This window comes from Streptomyces sp. NPDC002958 (assembly GCF_055563255.1).
The window spans coordinates 679,465-694,805 of record NZ_JBVHDS010000001.1 but is presented as its reverse complement, the minus strand read 5'-3'; the positions used below and the strand labels follow the sequence as shown (position 1 = coordinate 694,805).

Sequence of the window (15,341 nt, the reverse complement as noted above, 5' to 3'; positions counted from 1 at the left end):
CCGACCCGCCAGACAAGCAGGCTAGGTACCATCTTTGATGGAACGTCAGACATTGAAGCGGAATGCCTGATCCCCGATCTTGACCTGCGACGGAGCCCCATCCAGGGCCCTGACCAGCGATTTCTCCGTTGGCAAGCGTTGACTCCCGACGGCTGTTTACGAGTGTCCTGCGGACTGGCAGGCCCCGCACCGGCCTGGAAATACATGGCCCGGGGACCGCAGGTCAACGAGACTGCGCAGGTGAGCCGCCGCTACCCCTGTCCCTGCTGCCGTCCACAGCGCGCCTACCTGGAGTACTCGCGAGATGAGAGGTCTCAGGCTCCGCACCTACCGGGGCTGCCACGCCTGGACGAGATCCTCCGGCCCCCAGTGCGCGGTGAGCGGCAGATCATCGGCCACCCCACAGCGGGAGACCGCGACCAGTGAAGTATCCGGGGCGGTACCGGGGACAGCGAGCATGTCGCGCACCAAGGCGTCGTACTCATGACGGCCAAAAGGCTGGGTCTCCAGCCACTTGACCGACCCGACGAAGTGCACCTGCCGGGCCACCGGCTCGCGATCTGCACCAACGAGGTCGATCTCGGGGTTGTTCTGACGGTTCCACCAACCGCCGATGGCCTCGGTCTCGGGCCACTCGTCATGGGGCATCAGACGCAGCAAGGACTCGCGGATCAGCGGTTCGACCGCTCGCCCGCGCCAAGTGGTCCACGACCGCTCGATGCGCTCCAGTGCCAAGTCACCCCGACCACGCTCGATGAGTGGGATCGCGCGTGCCAAGAAAGCCAGCCAGAACCGCAGATACGGGTCAGCGATCCGGTAGCGCTTGTTCTTGCTGTCCGGCTTGGCGGACAGGGGGAGATCAGCGGCCAGGACTCGCTTGGCCTGCAGCATGGCCAGCAGCGGGGAGAGCGTGCCGGACGGCAGCGCGTTGGCGCCGCCGGCCTGGGCCGCGATCGCGCTGAACGTGCGCTCACCACTGCCAACCGCTTCGAGTACGGCCCGCGAGTGCGAAGCCTCAGGGAATTCACCCAGCAGGGTCAGCTCGCCGGCCACGAGCAAAGGCGAGAGAGGATTGGCAACCGAAGCCTGCAAGAAGGCCGTACGTCCCATACCCGGCTTCCATGACTGCACGATCTCGGGAAATCCGCCGGTGATCAACTGAGCATCGACGGCCCCTGCCGCGTCGAGCTCGGTCATGGCCTGCACGTCAGCCAGGTTCAGGGGGTGGACGGTCATTTTCGCTGCTCGGCCGAAGAACGGGCGCCCGTACGACTGCAGTGCCTCCATCACCGCCGTATCACTGCCAACCAGCAGCAGAAGCACGGGCTTGGAAGACAGGTGACGGTCCCAGACAGTTTGGAGTGCGCCCTCGAATTCCTGATCCTGCTCGACCAGCCAGGGCACCTCGTCGATCACCGCAATACTGGGTGAGTCATCGGGTACGGCAAGCGCCAGCGAGCGCAGGGCCTGGTTCCAGTCCTGCGCCTGGAGGCCGGCGACCAACTCCACCCCCGGCAAGAGCGACTGCGCGAGAGTCGCGGCAAAGTCGGCGCGCTCCGCCACGGGGTTACGCCCCCGGGTGGCCTGGAACACCACGTACGGCGCTCCCGAGCGGTCGCAGAACTCCTGGACCAGTCGCGACTTCCCCACTCGGCGTCGGCCAGTCATGATCACAGCCCGCCCTCGAGTGGCTCCAACACCCTCTGCCACTGTCCGGTACTGCTCAGCCAGCAGTTCCAGATCTCCGACCCGACCTTGGAATTCCACGACACACCCCCCCAGGGTGATTAACGTAGATAGATTATTACGTAGATTGAATCTTACTTCACCCCGCGCTCTAGCGGGGACAACGGAGGCGGGCACGGAGGGCGAGATCCAGCGCCGGGGACGCGGCGGCGCTGGTAGACCGCGAGCCTGAAGCGGATCGAGGTGATGGCCTTGCGGGTGCGGCCGGACGGACCGCAAGGCCGCCCAACCCGCTCCACCGCAGGTCAGATGGCCTTTCGCTGAACGTATTAGACGTTGAAGCGGAACGTCTGAAGCCGGATCCTGACCTGCGGCGGGGCCCTGCCAAGGGCTCTGACCTGGGCTTTCCACAGCACCAAGTCAGCGCACGGCCAGGAAACAGGCTGATCCAGCCGGAGAAAAAGGAAGGGGCCAGACCCTAAGATCTGGCCCCTGACCTGGGGTTTTACTGCCTGACCAGCACCTCAGCCGATCACGGCGTCAGCCCGTCACACGTTGAAGCGGAACTCCACCACGTCCCCGTCCTGCATCACGTAGTCCTTGCCCTCCATCCGGGCCTTGCCCTTGGCGCGGGCCTCGGCGACCGAGCCCGTTTCGATCAGGTCCTCGAAGGAGATGATCTCCGCCTTGATGAAGCCCTTCTGGAAGTCGGTGTGGATCACACCGGCCGCCTCGGGGGCCGTGGCGCCCTTCTTGATCGTCCAGGCTCGGGCTTCCTTCGGGCCTGCCGTGAGGTAGGTCTGCAGGCCCAGGGTGTCGAAGCCGACGCGGCCGAGGGTCGCCAGGCCGGGCTCCTCCTGGCCCATGGACTGGAGGAGCTCCAGGGCCTCGTCGTCGTCGAGCTCGATCAGCTCGGACTCGATCTTGGCGTTGAGGAAGATCGCCTCGGCGGGGGCGACCAGGGCGCGCTGCTCGTCCTTGAAGTCCTCGTCGACCAGCTCGTCCTCGTCGACGTTGAAGACGTAGAGGAAGGGCTTGGTGGTGAGGAGGTGCAGCTCGTGGAGGAGCTTGCCCTTCTCGGTGCCCGCGGTGATGCCTGCGGCGAAGAGGGTCTGGCCGGACTCGAGGATCTTCTGGGCCTCCTCGACCGCGGCGAGGACCGCAACCTTCTCCTTCTGGAGGCGGGACTCCTTCGTGAGGCGCGGGACGGCCTTCTCGATGGACTGGAGGTCGGCGAGGATCAGTTCGGTGTTGATGGTCTCGATGTCGTCCTTGGGCGAGACCTTGCCGTCGACATGGACGACGTTCTCGTCCTTGAAGGCGCGGATGACCTGGCAGATCGCGTCCGACTCGCGGATGTTCGCCAGGAACTTGTTGCCCAGGCCCTCACCCTCCGAAGCGCCCCGGACGATGCCGGCGATGTCGACGAAGTCGACCGTCGCGGGGAGCAGCCGCTGGGAGCTGAAGATCTCCGCCAGCTTGTTCAGGCGCGAGTCGGGGACACCGACGACGCCCACGTTCGGCTCGATCGTGGCGAACGGGTAGTTGGCCGCCAGCACGTCGTTCTTGGTCAGGGCGTTGAACAGGGTCGACTTGCCGACATTCGGCAGGCCGACGATTCCGATCGTGAGCGACACGTTGGCGACTTCCTGAGGAGTGAGGAGGAGGTGAGGGAGGACGGGATGACCTCGGCCCGGCTGGGCCGATTCTCCAGTTTACGGGCGGGGGCGACCGGGTAACCACGGGTCCGGTCGGGCGCCGATTCGGTTGCCGTTCGGCCGTGTGGCATCGAACTCATCCCCAAGGTCACCCAAAGCGCGTGTCCCGCACCTGTTTACTCCCGCCCGGCGACCTACGTTGTCCCGGTGGAGCAGCACAGAACACGTCCCCCGCAGCGCAGGCAGTCTCGGCAGGCCCCGCTGTCCCCGCAGGGCACCATCGACGAGGCCGCCGCCGTCTATCGGGTGATGGACACGAAGCCGGAGGGCCGGTCACGGCCGGTGCCGCCCGTCGTTCTCGCGCTGCGCAGGCTACCGAATCCCCGGCTGACCGGCATCGGCGCGGGGCTCTTCGCCGCCACCGTCATGTTCGTACTGGCATGCCTCGACTGGTTGCTCCTGGACGGTTCGTCGACCGTGTTCGGGGTGCTGTTCCTGCCCGTCAGTGCGCTGACCGCACTGTGGGTGCGGCCCGCGGACCTGGTGACCGCGCCGATCATCGTGCCGATCGCGTTCGCCGTCGGGGTCATCCCGATCTCCGGCGGCACGAGCGGCTTCGGCGGCCAGACCATGGCGCTCGTCACCGCGCTCGCCGTACATGCCGGGTGGCTGTACGGGGGGACGCTCATCGCCGGGGTCATCGCGACCGTACGGAAGGTGCGGCAGATGCGGGCCCGGCAGCGGCAGCGGCGGATGCTGCTCGCCGCGCAGACAGCGCGGGCCACACAGGGACCGCGCCGCCCCGAGCGCTGACCGGCGGCCGAAAGGCAACCGAAAAGGCAGCCGAGCGGACAGGGGAAAGAAAGGTGGCCGGGGCCCCGCGAAGTACGGTACTAGTGGGAGGCCTAGTGGGATGTACGGGCCGAGTGGGAGTCCGCCGCCGCCATCGCCGCGCCCACGATGCCGGCGTTGTTCTGCAACTCCGCCGGCACCATCTCCGCCCTCACATGCTCGATCAGGGGCAGGAACTTGTCGGCCTTGCGGCTGACTCCTCCGCCGATGATGAAGAGCTCGGGCGAGAACAGCATCTCCACATGGGCCAGGTACTTCTGCACCCGGTGCGCCCAGCGGTGCCAGCTCAGCTCCTCGTCCTCCTTGGCCTTGGTGGAGGCGTGCTTCTCCGCGTCGAGGCCGTTCAGCTCCAGATGGCCCAGCTCGGTATTGGGTACGAGCTTGCCGTCGATGAAGAGGGCGCTGCCGATCCCCGTACCCAACGTCAGTACGATCACGGTCCCCTTGCGCCCACGCCCCGCGCCGAACGCCATCTCCGCGATGCCGGCCGCGTCGGCGTCGTTCAGGACGGTGACGGGGAGGCCGAGTCTGTCGCCGAGCATTTCGCGGGCGTCGGTGTCGATCCAGCCCTTGTCGACATTGGCCGCGGTGCGCGTGCAGCCGCCGGTGACGACGCCCGGGAAGGTGATGCCCACCGGGCCCGACCAGTCGAAATGACCGACCACCTCGGCCACGCAATCGGCCACGTCCTTGGGCGTGGCCGGGTGCGGTGTCAGTACTTTGTGGCGCTCCTGCGCCAGGTCTCCGCGGTCCAGGTCCACGGGAGCACCCTTGATCCCGGATCCGCCGATGTCCACGCCGAAGATCTGCATGCAATCCACGGTACGGGCAGGTGGCCCGGCTCACTTCCCGGAGCGCGAAGTGAGCCGGCGCGAAGCCGTTACTTCTCCATGAGCGCCGCGGCCTCGGCCCGCAGGTCGCGGCGGAGCTCCTTGGGCAGTGAGAACGTGATGGACTCCTCGGCCGCCTTCACGATCTCCACGTCCTCGAAACCGCGCTCCGAGAGCCATGCCAGTACGCCGTCGACCAGGACCTCGGGAACGGATGCGCCCGAGGTGACGCCGACCGTGGAGACACCCTCCAGCCACGCCTCGTCGATCTCGTCGGCGAAGTCGACCAGATGGGCGTCGTTCGCACCGGAGCCGAGGGCGACCTCGACCAGGCGGACCGAGTTGGAGGAGTTCTTGGAGCCGACGACGATCACGAGGTCGGCGTCCGCGCCCATCTGCTTCACTGCGATCTGGCGGTTCTGCGTGGCGTAGCAGATGTCGTCGCTGGGCGGCGAGATCAGGAGCGGGAACTTCTCCTTGAGGGCGCCGACCGTCTCCATCGTCTCGTCGACGGAGAGCGTGGTCTGGGAGAGCCAGACGACCTTCGACGGGTCGCGCACCTCGACATCGGCGACGTCCTCCGGGCCGTCGACCAGCGTGATGTGCTCGGGGGCCTCGCCGGAGGTGCCGATGACCTCCTCGTGGCCCTCGTGGCCGATCAGAAGGATGTCGAAGTCGTCCTGCGCGAAGCGGACAGCTTCCTTGTGGACCTTGGTGACCAGGGGGCAGGTCGCGTCGATCGTGGCGAGCTTCCGCTCGGCCGCCTCCTCGTGCACGGTCGGCGCGACGCCGTGCGCGGAGAACATCACGATCGATCCCTCGGGGACCTCCGCCGTCTCCTCGACGAAGATCGCGCCCTTCTTCTCCAGGGTCTGTACGACGTACTTGTTGTGGACGATCTCGTGGCGGACGTACACCGGGGAGCCGTACTGCTCCAGGGCTTTCTCCACGGCGATCACGGCACGGTCCACGCCCGCGCAGTAGCCACGGGGAGCGGCAAGCAGGACACGGCGAGATGTCGGAGCAGTCATGCGTCCCATCGTAAGGCCGAGTCGAACGCGCGGATGATCGGCAGGGTCGCGAGACTGATGCGTACGCGATCAACGGAGGGCTCATGTCGGGGACCGGCAACGGCGGCGGCGCCGACAGCGGCAGCGGCGGGGCTACGGAGGCGCAGGAGGCGCAGGAGGCGCAGGGGGCGCACCAGGAGGAAGGCAGGCTGCGGCGGACGCTCGGCTTCCGGGATCTGGTGGTCTACGGACTCCTCTTCATCGCGCCGATGGCGCCGGTCGGAGTGTTCGGCACGCTCGACGCGAAATCGGACGGAGCGGTCGCGCTGGTCTATGTCGCGGCGACCGTCGTGATGGCGTTCACGGCCTTCAGCTACGCCCAGATGGTACGCGTGGCCCCGCTGGCGGGCTCGGTCTTCGCGTATGCGCGCAAGGGGCTCGGGGAGGGGCCGGGGTTCGTCGCCGGGTGGATGGCGATGCTCGACTATCTGCTGATCCCGGCGGTCGCCTATCTCTTCTCCGGGATCGCGCTGAATGCGCTCGTGCCGTCGGTGTCACAGTGGGTGTGGACGGCGCTCGCGGTCGTCGTCACCACGCTGCTCAATCTCTGGGGTGTACGGGCTGCCGCCCGGGTCGGCTTCGCGGTGCTCGCGATGGAGATCGTGGTGCTGCTGGTGTTCCTGGTGTCGGCGGTGGTGGTTCTCGTTCGGGACGGGGCTCAGCGCGGCTGGCTGACTCCGTTGACGGGTGATTCCGGTTTCTCCTCGACCGCGGTACTGGGGGCGGTGTCGGTGGCCGTGCTGTCGTATCTGGGCTTCGACGCGATCGCTTCGTTCGCGGAGGAGGGGACGGGGGGCTCGTCGCAGGTGGCGCGGGCGGTGTTGTTCTGTCTGGTCCTCGCGGGTGTGCTGTTCGTGGCGCAGACGTATCTGGCCGCGCTGCTGGAGCCGATGACATCGGCGGAGCTGGCCGCCGATCCGGCGGCTCAGGGATCGGCGTTCTACGACACGGTGGACTCCTCGGTCGGGACCTGGCTGCACGATCTGGTGGCGGTCAGCAAGGCGATCGGGGCGGCCTTCGCGGCGCTGGCCGGGCAGGCGGCTGCGGGGCGGCTGCTGTTCGCGATGGCCAGGGCGCGGCGGCTGCCCGCGCTGCTGTCCAAGGTCGATCCGCGATCCGGGGTACCGCGGGTCGCGATCCTGCTGGCCGCGGCGGTGACGCTGGTGGCGGCGGTCTGGGCTGCCCGGCGCGACAACGGTCTCGACCATCTGGTGTCGGTCGTCGACATCGGTGCACTGACGGCGTTCGTGCTGCTGCACGCGTCGGTGGTCGGCTGGTTCGCCGTACGCCGGATGGAGGGGCCGCCGATCTGGTGGCGGCATGTGCTGGTGCCGGTGGTGGGTGCGGGGGTGCTGATCGCGGTGATCGTGGAGGCGACCCCGAGCTCTCAGGTGGTGGGGGTGTGCTGGCTGGGGGTGGGGCTGGTGGTGCTGGCGTTGCAGTGGGGGCGGCGCACGGTCTGAGGCGGGGCGCGAGCCGGAGTGCATGTTGTCGTCTCGGTCGTCCGTGGTCGCCTGGGTCGTCCGTGGTCGCCTGGGTCGTTCTTGGTCGCCTCGGTCGTTCTTGGTCGCCTCGGTCGTGCGTGGTCGTCTCGGTCATCCGTGGTCACCTCGGTCGTCTCGGTCGTCCTCGGTCGCGTCGGTCGTCTGCCGTCCGCCGCCCGCCGTCCGCCATCCGCCGTCTGCGGCTGATTGTCGGTGGGGGCGGATACGCTCGCTCGCATGGCTCTCCAAACGTCCCCGGAAGCTCCGCTGCCCGTCGGTGATGTGTCGCGGCTGATCGGAGGGTGGATCGACCGGCTCGGGGCTGTCTGGGTCGAGGGGCAGATCACCCAGCTGTCACGGCGGCCGGGCGCCGGCGTGGTGTTTCTGACGCTGCGCGACCCGTCGCAGGACATCTCGGTGAGCGTGACGTGCTTCCGCCAGGTCTTCGACCGGATCGCCGATGTGGTGACGGAGGGGGCGCGGGTCGTCGTCCTCGCCAAGCCCGAGTGGTACGCGCCCCGCGGTCAGCTGTCCCTGCGGGCTACGGAGATACGGCCGGTCGGCATCGGTGAGCTGCTGGTCCGCCTCGAGCGGCTGAAGAAGTCGCTGGCCTCGGAGGGGCTCTTCGCGCTCGACCGCAAGAAGCCGCTGCCGTTCCTGCCGCAGCTGATCGGACTGGTCTGCGGGCGGGCCTCGGCGGCCGAGCGCGATGTCCTGGAGAACGCGCGGCGGCGGTGGCCCGCGGTGCGGTTCGAGGTGCGCAACACGGCAGTGCAGGGGGTGCACGCGGTGAATCAGGTGGTCCAGGCCGTGAAGGAGCTGGACGACCTCCCGGACGTCGACGTGATCGTCGTGGCGCGGGGCGGCGGCAGCGTGGAGGACCTGCTGCCGTTCTCGGACGAGCAGCTGATCCGTACGGTCGCCGCGTGCCGTACACCGGTGGTGTCGGCGATCGGTCATGAGCCGGACTCCCCGCTGCTCGACCTGGTCGCGGATCTGCGCGCCTCCACGCCGACGGACGCGGCGAAGAAGGTCGTGCCCGATGTGGGCGAGGAGCTGGACCGGGTGCAACAGCTGCGCGACCGTGCGCTGCGGACGGTACGGGGGCTGCTGGACCGGGAGGAGCGGGGGCTGGCGCATGCGCTGGGTCGGCCGTCGATGGAGCATCCCCTGCGGATGGTGGACGAGCGGGCGTCGGAGGTCGATGCGCTGATCGGGCGGGGCCGACGAGTGCTGGGGCATCTGCTGGACCGGGCGGACTCGGAGCTCGCCCATACCCGGGCGCGGGTGGTCGCGTTGTCGCCCGCTGCGACGCTGGAGCGCGGGTATGCGGTGCTGCAGCGGGCGGACGGCCATGTGGTGCGGGCTCCCGCGGATGCGGGGGCGCCGGGCGATGTGCTTCGGGCGCGGGTTTCGGGGGGCGAGTTCGCGGTGCGGGTGGGTGAGTGAGCGGGAGCGAGCGAGGGATCGGCGGAGGGCGCTCGACCGCGACGGCGGGCGAGCGAGGTCACAGGCTCCTGGTGGGCCGGAACGTAGGGTGGAGCGCATGACGGACGACGGGACCACAGCGGCTGGCGCGACGGGCACGCTCGGATACGAGCAGGCCCGCGACGAGCTGATCGAGGTGGTGCGCCGCCTGGAGGCGGGCGGTACGACGCTGGAGGAGTCCCTCGCGCTGTGGGAGCGGGGTGAGGAGCTGGCGAAGGTGTGCCGGCACTGGCTGGAAGGCGCGCGCGCACGGCTGGACGCGGCCCTGGCGGGGCCTGCCGACCCCCAGGAGAACAGCGACGGCACGGCCGCCGACAACGGCTGAGACTTCCGCGGGACCAGCCCGGCCACGATGACGGTGAGGTCTGCGGGGCAGACAGGGGCAGGGAGGACAGGGCGGCGCCTGCGGCCGAGCCCCGGTCGGCTGCGGCTCAAGAGGTCCACGCTGTGCGACGAGTCACTCAGCTTCCGCTTTAGTTGAAAGTTAACGTACCTCTCCCTTACCGTGGTCGCCGTTGCTTGATCCACTTGTACGTCCGGAAGGTAATACGCAAGATGCCCCTCGCCCTTGACCCCGCCGCCCAGGACCTCCTCTTCCGCGAGGCCCGCAGCGCCAACACCTTCACCGACGAGCCGGTGACCGAGGAGCAGGTCCAGGCGATCTACGACCTGGTCAAGTACGGCCCCACCGCGTTCAACCAGTCGCCGCTGCGCGTCGTCCTGGTCCGCTCCGACGAGGCCCGTGCGCGCCTCGTCAAGCACATGGCCGAGGGCAACCAGCCGAAGACCTCGACCGCCCCGCTGGTCGCCATCCTGGTCGCCGACAACGAGTTCCACGAGGAGCTCCCGGCCCTGATGCCGCACTTCCCGCAGGCCAAGGACGCGTTCTTCTCCGAGCGCCCGGTCCGCGAGTCCTCCGCCTCGCTCAACGGTGCGCTGCAGGCCGCGTACTTCATCATCGGCGTCCGCGCCGCCGGCCTGGCCGCGGGCCCGATGACCGGCTACGACGCCGCGGGCATCGAGAAGGAGTTCCTGGACGCCGACCACAAGGTGCTGATGGTCGTCAACATCGGCAAGCCGGGCGAGGACGCCTGGCTCCCGCGTCTGCCGCGTCTCGCCTACGACGAGGTCGTCACGACCGTCTGATCGTCGCCACGTGTACAGAAGAGAGGGCCCTGGAGCACCAAGTGACTCCAGGGCCCTCTCTGTACGCCTTGTGCGAGGCACATGCCCCGACGGCGTCAGGACGACTTGAGCGCGGCGGCCATCTGCACCAGCCGCTCCGTCGAGGCGGAACCCGTGACCACCGTGGTCGCGTCCTTGTCCTGACGCACGAGGGCGTCGTACTTCTCGCCCTTCCAGTGCTGCCAGGCCTCGCCCGCGACCTGCTGCGTACGCCCGGTGTCCTTGGCGTCCTGGCTGACCTCGGTCACATATTTCTTAGTCGGGGACGTGGACTGCTCCACCGCGACGTACTTGCCGTCCGGGTCGAGGAAGCCCAGGTGCCAACTGTTGCCGGCCTCACGGTCGTAACTGACCGACGTCGGCTTCCACTCCTTGGCCAGTCCGACCGGGGCGGCCACCGGGTACGGTGCCGCGCGCTGCGCCGTCTGGAGCTCCACCCGGTAGTCGATCGCCTTGACCGGGTTGGCGTTCTCGTCGTGCGGAACGAAGATGTAAACAACCCCTGCCGCAGCGGAGACCACCGCCATCGACAGGAACATGTCCCGCACCGTCTGCTTGCCTCGCTTGCTAGCCACGGGTCCATGGTCGCATCAGGCCCAATCGAGCCGACCCGGGGGCAGGCCGCTCATACGTGACCCGGTCTGCTCATTTTATCGACCTGACGATAGAGTCAGAGCACCCTCTTCCGGTCGTCGTCGTACAGAAAGGTGCGCTCCGATGTCCGAACATCATCTGCCGTCTCAGCTCGAGGTCTCCCCGGCGGCCCCCGACCGCAACCTCGCCATGGAGTTGGTCCGGGTCACCGAGGCCGCCGCCATGGCAGCAGGGCGCTGGGTCGGCCGCGGCGACAAGATCGGCGCCGACGGCGCCGCCGTGAAGGCCATGCGGACCCTCGTCTCCACCGTCTCGATGAACGGCATCGTCGTCATCGGCGAGGGCGAGAAGGACGAAGCCCCCATGCTGTTCAACGGCGAGCACATCGGTGACGGGACCGGCCCCGAGGTCGACATCGCCGTGGACCCGATCGACGGTACGACCCTGAACGCCAAGGGCATGCCGAACGCGATCGCCGTGCTGGCCGCCGCCGACCGCGGCGCCATGTTCGACCCGTCCGCGGTCTTCTACATGGACAAGCTGGTCACCGGCCCCGAGGCCGCCGACTTCGTCGACATCAACGCCCCTGTCTCGGTGAACATCCGCCGCGTCGCGAAGGCGAAGAACTCCGCCCCCGAGGACGTCACCGTCGTCGTGCTCGACCGCCCCCGCCACGACGGCATCGTCAAGGAGATCCGGGAGACCGGCGCCCGGATCAAGTTCATCTCCGACGGCGATGTCGCGGGCTCGATCATGGCCGCCCGCGAAGGGACCGGCGTCGACCTGCTCATGGGCATCGGCGGCACCCCCGAGGGCATCATCTCGGCCTGCGCCATAAAGTGCCTCGGCGGCGTCATCCAGGGCAAGCTCTGGCCGAAGGACGAGGCCGAGCGGCAGCGTGCGCTGGACGCCGGGCACGACCTGGACCGGGTGCTGTCCACCGACGACCTGGTCAGCGGTGACAACGTGTTCTTCGTCGCGACCGGCATCACCGACGGTGAGCTGATGCGCGGGGTGCGGTACCGCGCTGAAACGGCGACCACCGAGTCGATCGTCATGCGCTCCAAGTCCGGCACCATCCGGAAGATCGACTCGACGCACCGGCTGTCGAAGCTGCGCGCCTACAGCGCAATCGACTTCGACCGCGCGAAGTAGGTCCTTCTCCCCGGCGTCCGGGGAGAAGGACGCGAAGAGGCGCCCCCGTGTGCGGTGGGGGCGCCTCTTCGCGTGTACGGACGCGGGGACATTGGTTCGGACCCTCGGCACCCCGGCGGTTCAGGCCCTCGGCACCCCGGCGGTTCGGACCCTCGGCACGAAGGCGAACAGCCGGCCCGCATGCTGTCCGGTCAGCCCGCTGCGGCTATGCGGCCCGTCGCGCCGGAGGATGCGGACGAGGCCTTGAGTTCCATCTCGCGCCGTCTGCGACGGGCGAGCACCACACGGCGTTCGGCAGCGGTGAGGCCGCCCCACACCCCGTACGGCTCCGGCTGTATAAGGGCGTGTTCCTGGCATTCGACCATCACCGGGCAGCGCGCGCAGACCCGCTTCGCGGACTCCTCGCGCGCGAGTCTGGCAGCAGTCGGCTCCTTCGACGGGGCGAAGAACAGCCCGGCTTCGTCCCGGCGGCACACCGCCTCCGAGTGCCAGGGGCCGGCCTGGTCCTCCCGCGCGGGGGTGCGCTGGGGAGGGACGGCGGCGACCTGCAGGGGCTGATGCGGCAGTTGCAGCACGGTCTACTCCTGACGACGGCTTCGCGAGCGAGAGACGACGCAGCACTCCCTACCCGCTGTGCGCGCGCCTATGCACTGAGTGGCACTCGGTTCCGGGCTGCGGAATTGCGGCCGGTCAGGAATATGGCTTGTTTTCGAAGGAGTTCGGAGGGGAGGACCACATCGCTCCTGGCTAGCCGAGGTATTTGCGCAGCCGGTCCTGGAGATCCGCGATGAACTTCCCGCGCTTGGGCTTCGCCTCGACGCTGCCGAACACCGAATAGCCGTTGACGACGACCACTGGCGCCTCAGGGTCCGCGGATTCCAGTGTGGTGACTTCGAAATTACCGAAAACGCCCGTGCCGCTGCCGCGCAGCGAGATGTTCTCGGGGACCTTGATCTCCACACTTCCGAAGATGGAGGTCGCGTTGATGACGGTGAGCCTCTGACCGAAAAGCGCCTCGGTCAGATTGATCTCCACGCTGCCGAAGACCGCAAAGGCGTTCGTACGGCCGCCGACCCGCCAACGCCCCTTGCGAGTCGAGCTGCTGAAGATCGCCACCAGGTTCTCGGCGGGACCCGTGGGGCTCACGTGGCCGTGGGTGCCGAGCGCGTCGGCCACGTGGGAGGCACCTCCCGGGGTGGGCAGATCGCGCACCAGCGGCTCGAGTTCGCCAACGGTCTTGGCGCGGTAGACCGCATCGACCCGCTCGGCGTGTTCCTCGGCGGTGAGCCGACCCTCGGCCATCGCCTCGCGCAGGATGTCCGCGATCCGGTCACGGTCCGCGTCGGAGGCGCGGATACCGGCCGGCTCCGCCGCGGCTACGGGCTGCTGGGGGTGCTTTTCGAGGTCCACCGGCCCAGCGTACCCAAACGCGATAGATCGCGACTAGCCCCCGACCTGCCTCCGCCGTGTCGCCCCGCGCCGCTCCATGCCGCTCCGTGCCGCCCCCGCGTGAATGCCGAACTGAGCCTTACCTCACAGCTTCGGTGTCCGTGGGGCGTTCTACCCTGGTGCGTGCGCTGTCCAAGGGAGATCAGCCGCCGTCTGCCGAGTGAGGAATGGCCGTAATGCCAGAGTTTGCGTACTCCGATCTGCTCCCCCTGGGAGAGGACACCACGCCGTACCGTCTGGTGACCTCCGAGGGTGTCTCCACCTTCGAGGCCGACGGTCGTACATTCCTCAAGGTCGCCCCGGAGGCGCTGCGCACCCTGGCCGCCGAGGCCATGCACGACATCTCGCACTACCTGCGTCCCGCCCACCTGGCACAGCTGCGACGGATCGTGGACGACCCCGAGGCCTCGTCCAACGACAAGTTCGTCGCACTCGACCTGTTGAAGAACGCGAACATCGCCGCCGCGGGTGTCCTGCCGATGTGCCAGGACACCGGTACGGCGATCGTCATGGGCAAGCGGGGGCAGAACGTCCTCACCGAGGGCGGTGACGAAGAGGCCCTGTCGCACGGCATCTTCGACGCCTACACCAAGCTCAACCTCCGCTATTCGCAGATGGCTCCGCTCACCATGTGGGAGGAGAAGAACACCGGCTCGAATCTGCCCGCGCAGATCGAGCTGTACGCCACCGACGGCGGCGCGTACAAATTCCTCTTCATGGCAAAGGGCGGCGGCTCGGCCAACAAGTCGTTCCTCTTCCAGGAGACGAAGGCCGTGCTGAACGAGGCCTCCATGATGAAGTTCCTGGAGGAGAAGATCCGTTCGCTGGGTACGGCCGCCTGCCCGCCGTACCACCTGGCGATCGTCGTCGGCGGTACGTCGGCCGAGTTCGCGCTGAAGACCGCGAAGTACGCCTCCGCGCACTACCTGGACGAGCTGCCCGCCGAGGGCTCCCCCACCGGTCACGGCTTCCGGGACAAGGAGCTGGAGGAGAAGGTCTTCGAGCTGACGCAGAAGATCGGCATCGGCGCCCAGTTCGGCGGCAAGTACTTCTGCCACGACGTGCGTGTCGTCCGCCTCCCCCGCCACGGCGCCTCGCTGCCCGTCGCGATCGCCGTGTCCTGCTCGGCGGACCGCCAGGCCACCGCGAAGATCACCGCCGAGGGCGTCTTCCTGGAGCAGTTGGAGAAGGACCCGGCCCGCTTCCTGCCCGACACCACCGACGAGCACCTCGATGAGGCCGGGGACGTCGTGAAGATCGACCTCAACCGGCCGATGGACGACATCCTCGCCGAGCTGACCAAGTACCCGGTCAAGACCCGGCTCTCGCTGACGGGCCCGCTGGTGGTGGCCCGCGACATCGCGCACGCCAAGATCAAGGAGCGGCTGGACGCGGGCGAGGAGATGCCGCAGTACCTGAAGGACCACCCGGTGTACTACGCGGGCCCGGCGAAGACGCCCGAGGGGTACGCCTCCGGCTCCTTCGGCCCGACGACGGCCGGCCGTATGGACAGCTACGTCGCGCAGTTCCAGGCAGCGGGCGGCTCCAAAGTGATGCTCGCCAAGGGCAACCGGTCCAAGCAGGTCACCGACGCGTGCGATGCCCACGGCGGTTTCTACCTGGGCTCGATCGGCGGACCGGCGGCGCGCCTGGCGCAGGACTGCATCAAGAAGGTCGAGGTCGTCGAGTACGAGGAGCTCGGCATGGAAGCGGTGTGGAAGATCGAGGTCGAGGACTTCCCCGCGTTCATCGTCGTCGACGACAAGGGCAACGACTTCTTCACCGAGCCCGCCCCGGCACCGACGTTCACCAGCATTCCGGTGCGGGGGCCGGGTCTCGCCTGATGAGTTGAGACGTACCGGAGACACGAGAGGTACGGTCCCGCGGGGG

At 68.3% G+C, this 15,341-nt stretch carries 14 protein-coding genes; 7 read left to right on the top strand and 7 right to left on the bottom strand.

Features of this window, described 5'->3' with window-relative positions:
• Positions 1–327: 327 nt before the first annotated feature.
• Positions 328–1,767: an ATP-binding protein gene (locus ACZ3IC_RS03255; RefSeq protein WP_467412131.1), complete on the bottom strand. Its 1,440-nt coding sequence runs from the start codon at positions 1,765–1,767 to the stop codon at positions 328–330.
• 467 nt (positions 1,768–2,234) lie between these two features.
• The gene (gene ychF / locus ACZ3IC_RS03250; protein ID WP_467411969.1) at positions 2,235–3,323 is read right to left on the bottom strand and encodes a redox-regulated ATPase YchF; all 1,089 of its coding nucleotides are present in this window, start codon (positions 3,321–3,323) and stop codon (positions 2,235–2,237) included.
• A 330-nt stretch (positions 3,324–3,653) separates the two neighbouring features.
• Between ychF and ACZ3IC_RS03245 the strand changes: the two genes are divergently transcribed.
• Positions 3,654–4,157: a DUF6542 domain-containing protein gene (locus tag ACZ3IC_RS03245; protein WP_467412130.1), complete on the top strand. Its 504-nt coding sequence runs from the start codon at positions 3,654–3,656 to the stop codon at positions 4,155–4,157.
• 92 nt (positions 4,158–4,249) lie between these two features.
• On the opposite strand, the gene ppgK is transcribed toward ACZ3IC_RS03245, so the two are convergent.
• Together ppgK and ACZ3IC_RS03235 are read right to left on the bottom strand one after the other, a co-directional pair.
• Positions 4,250–5,008 (bottom strand): polyphosphate--glucose phosphotransferase, encoded by a 759-nt coding sequence (gene ppgK, locus ACZ3IC_RS03240; protein ID WP_467411967.1) that lies wholly within the window; start codon positions 5,006–5,008, stop codon positions 4,250–4,252.
• A gap of 68 nt (positions 5,009–5,076) precedes the next feature.
• The gene (locus tag ACZ3IC_RS03235; protein ID WP_467411965.1) at positions 5,077–6,066 is read right to left on the bottom strand and encodes a 4-hydroxy-3-methylbut-2-enyl diphosphate reductase; all 990 of its coding nucleotides are present in this window, start codon (positions 6,064–6,066) and stop codon (positions 5,077–5,079) included.
• 74 nt (positions 6,067–6,140) lie between these two features.
• On the opposite strand from ACZ3IC_RS03235, the gene ACZ3IC_RS03230 reads away from it, so the two are divergent.
• The 4 genes from ACZ3IC_RS03230 (at position 6,141) to ACZ3IC_RS03215 (ending at position 10,214) form a co-directional block, all read left to right on the top strand.
• Positions 6,141–7,559 carry an APC family permease gene (locus ACZ3IC_RS03230; RefSeq protein ID WP_467411962.1) on the top strand — a complete coding sequence of 473 codons (1,419 nt, stop codon included), beginning with the start codon at positions 6,141–6,143 and terminating at the stop codon, positions 7,557–7,559.
• A 258-nt stretch (positions 7,560–7,817) separates the two neighbouring features.
• Complete coding sequence (gene xseA, locus ACZ3IC_RS03225) at positions 7,818–9,029, top strand: exodeoxyribonuclease VII large subunit (protein ID WP_467411960.1); 1,212 nt, start codon at positions 7,818–7,820, stop codon at positions 9,027–9,029.
• A 97-nt stretch (positions 9,030–9,126) separates the two neighbouring features.
• Positions 9,127–9,393 carry an exodeoxyribonuclease VII small subunit gene (locus ACZ3IC_RS03220; RefSeq protein WP_467411959.1) on the top strand — a complete coding sequence of 89 codons (267 nt, stop codon included), beginning with the start codon at positions 9,127–9,129 and terminating at the stop codon, positions 9,391–9,393.
• A gap of 230 nt (positions 9,394–9,623) precedes the next feature.
• On the top strand, positions 9,624–10,214 hold the full coding sequence (locus tag ACZ3IC_RS03215; RefSeq protein ID WP_467411957.1) for a malonic semialdehyde reductase: 591 nt from the start codon (positions 9,624–9,626) through the stop codon (positions 10,212–10,214).
• 95 nt (positions 10,215–10,309) lie between these two features.
• Here ACZ3IC_RS03215 and ACZ3IC_RS03210 read toward each other — a convergent pair whose 3' ends face one another.
• Complete coding sequence (locus tag ACZ3IC_RS03210) at positions 10,310–10,828, bottom strand: DUF4245 domain-containing protein (protein ID WP_467411956.1); 519 nt, start codon at positions 10,826–10,828, stop codon at positions 10,310–10,312.
• 142 nt (positions 10,829–10,970) lie between these two features.
• Between ACZ3IC_RS03210 and glpX the strand changes: the two genes are divergently transcribed.
• Entirely contained in the window at positions 10,971–12,002 is a 1,032-nt protein-coding gene (gene glpX / locus ACZ3IC_RS03205; protein ID WP_467411954.1) for a class II fructose-bisphosphatase, read from the top strand.
• 191 nt (positions 12,003–12,193) lie between these two features.
• On the opposite strand, the gene ACZ3IC_RS03200 is transcribed toward glpX, so the two are convergent.
• Both ACZ3IC_RS03200 and ACZ3IC_RS03195 read right to left on the bottom strand, forming a co-directional pair.
• Positions 12,194–12,577, bottom strand: coding sequence for a WhiB family transcriptional regulator (locus ACZ3IC_RS03200; RefSeq protein WP_467411953.1), 384 nt, complete (start codon positions 12,575–12,577; stop codon positions 12,194–12,196).
• A gap of 172 nt (positions 12,578–12,749) precedes the next feature.
• Positions 12,750–13,412: a DUF1707 SHOCT-like domain-containing protein gene (locus ACZ3IC_RS03195; RefSeq protein WP_467411951.1), complete on the bottom strand. Its 663-nt coding sequence runs from the start codon at positions 13,410–13,412 to the stop codon at positions 12,750–12,752.
• Positions 13,413–13,627: 215 nt separating this feature from the next.
• Here ACZ3IC_RS03195 and ACZ3IC_RS03190 point away from each other — a divergent pair, with 215 nt between their 5' ends.
• Entirely contained in the window at positions 13,628–15,295 is a 1,668-nt protein-coding gene (locus ACZ3IC_RS03190) for a fumarate hydratase (protein WP_467411948.1), read from the top strand.
• Positions 15,296–15,341 lie beyond the last annotated feature (46 nt).

Bases quoted from the DNA above. Each gene is read 5' to 3' on its own strand.
- ACZ3IC_RS03245 (WP_467412130.1), top strand. From the start codon at position 3,654: ATGGACACGAAGCCGGAGGGCCGGTCACGGCCGGTGCCGCCCGTCGTT.
- ACZ3IC_RS03235 (WP_467411965.1), bottom strand. From the start codon at position 6,066: ATGGGACGCATGACTGCTCCGACATCTCGCCGTGTCCTGCTTGCCGCT.
- ACZ3IC_RS03190 (WP_467411948.1), top strand. From the start codon at position 13,628: ATGCCAGAGTTTGCGTACTCCGATCTGCTCCCCCTGGGAGAGGACACC.
- ACZ3IC_RS03230 (WP_467411962.1), top strand. From the start codon at position 6,141: ATGTCGGGGACCGGCAACGGCGGCGGCGCCGACAGCGGCAGCGGCGGG.
- ACZ3IC_RS03220 (WP_467411959.1), top strand. From the start codon at position 9,127: ATGACGGACGACGGGACCACAGCGGCTGGCGCGACGGGCACGCTCGGA.
- ACZ3IC_RS03215 (WP_467411957.1), top strand. From the start codon at position 9,624: ATGCCCCTCGCCCTTGACCCCGCCGCCCAGGACCTCCTCTTCCGCGAG.
- ppgK (WP_467411967.1), bottom strand. From the start codon at position 5,008: ATGCAGATCTTCGGCGTGGACATCGGCGGATCCGGGATCAAGGGTGCT.
- glpX (WP_467411954.1), top strand. From the start codon at position 10,971: ATGTCCGAACATCATCTGCCGTCTCAGCTCGAGGTCTCCCCGGCGGCC.
- xseA (WP_467411960.1), top strand. From the start codon at position 7,818: ATGGCTCTCCAAACGTCCCCGGAAGCTCCGCTGCCCGTCGGTGATGTG.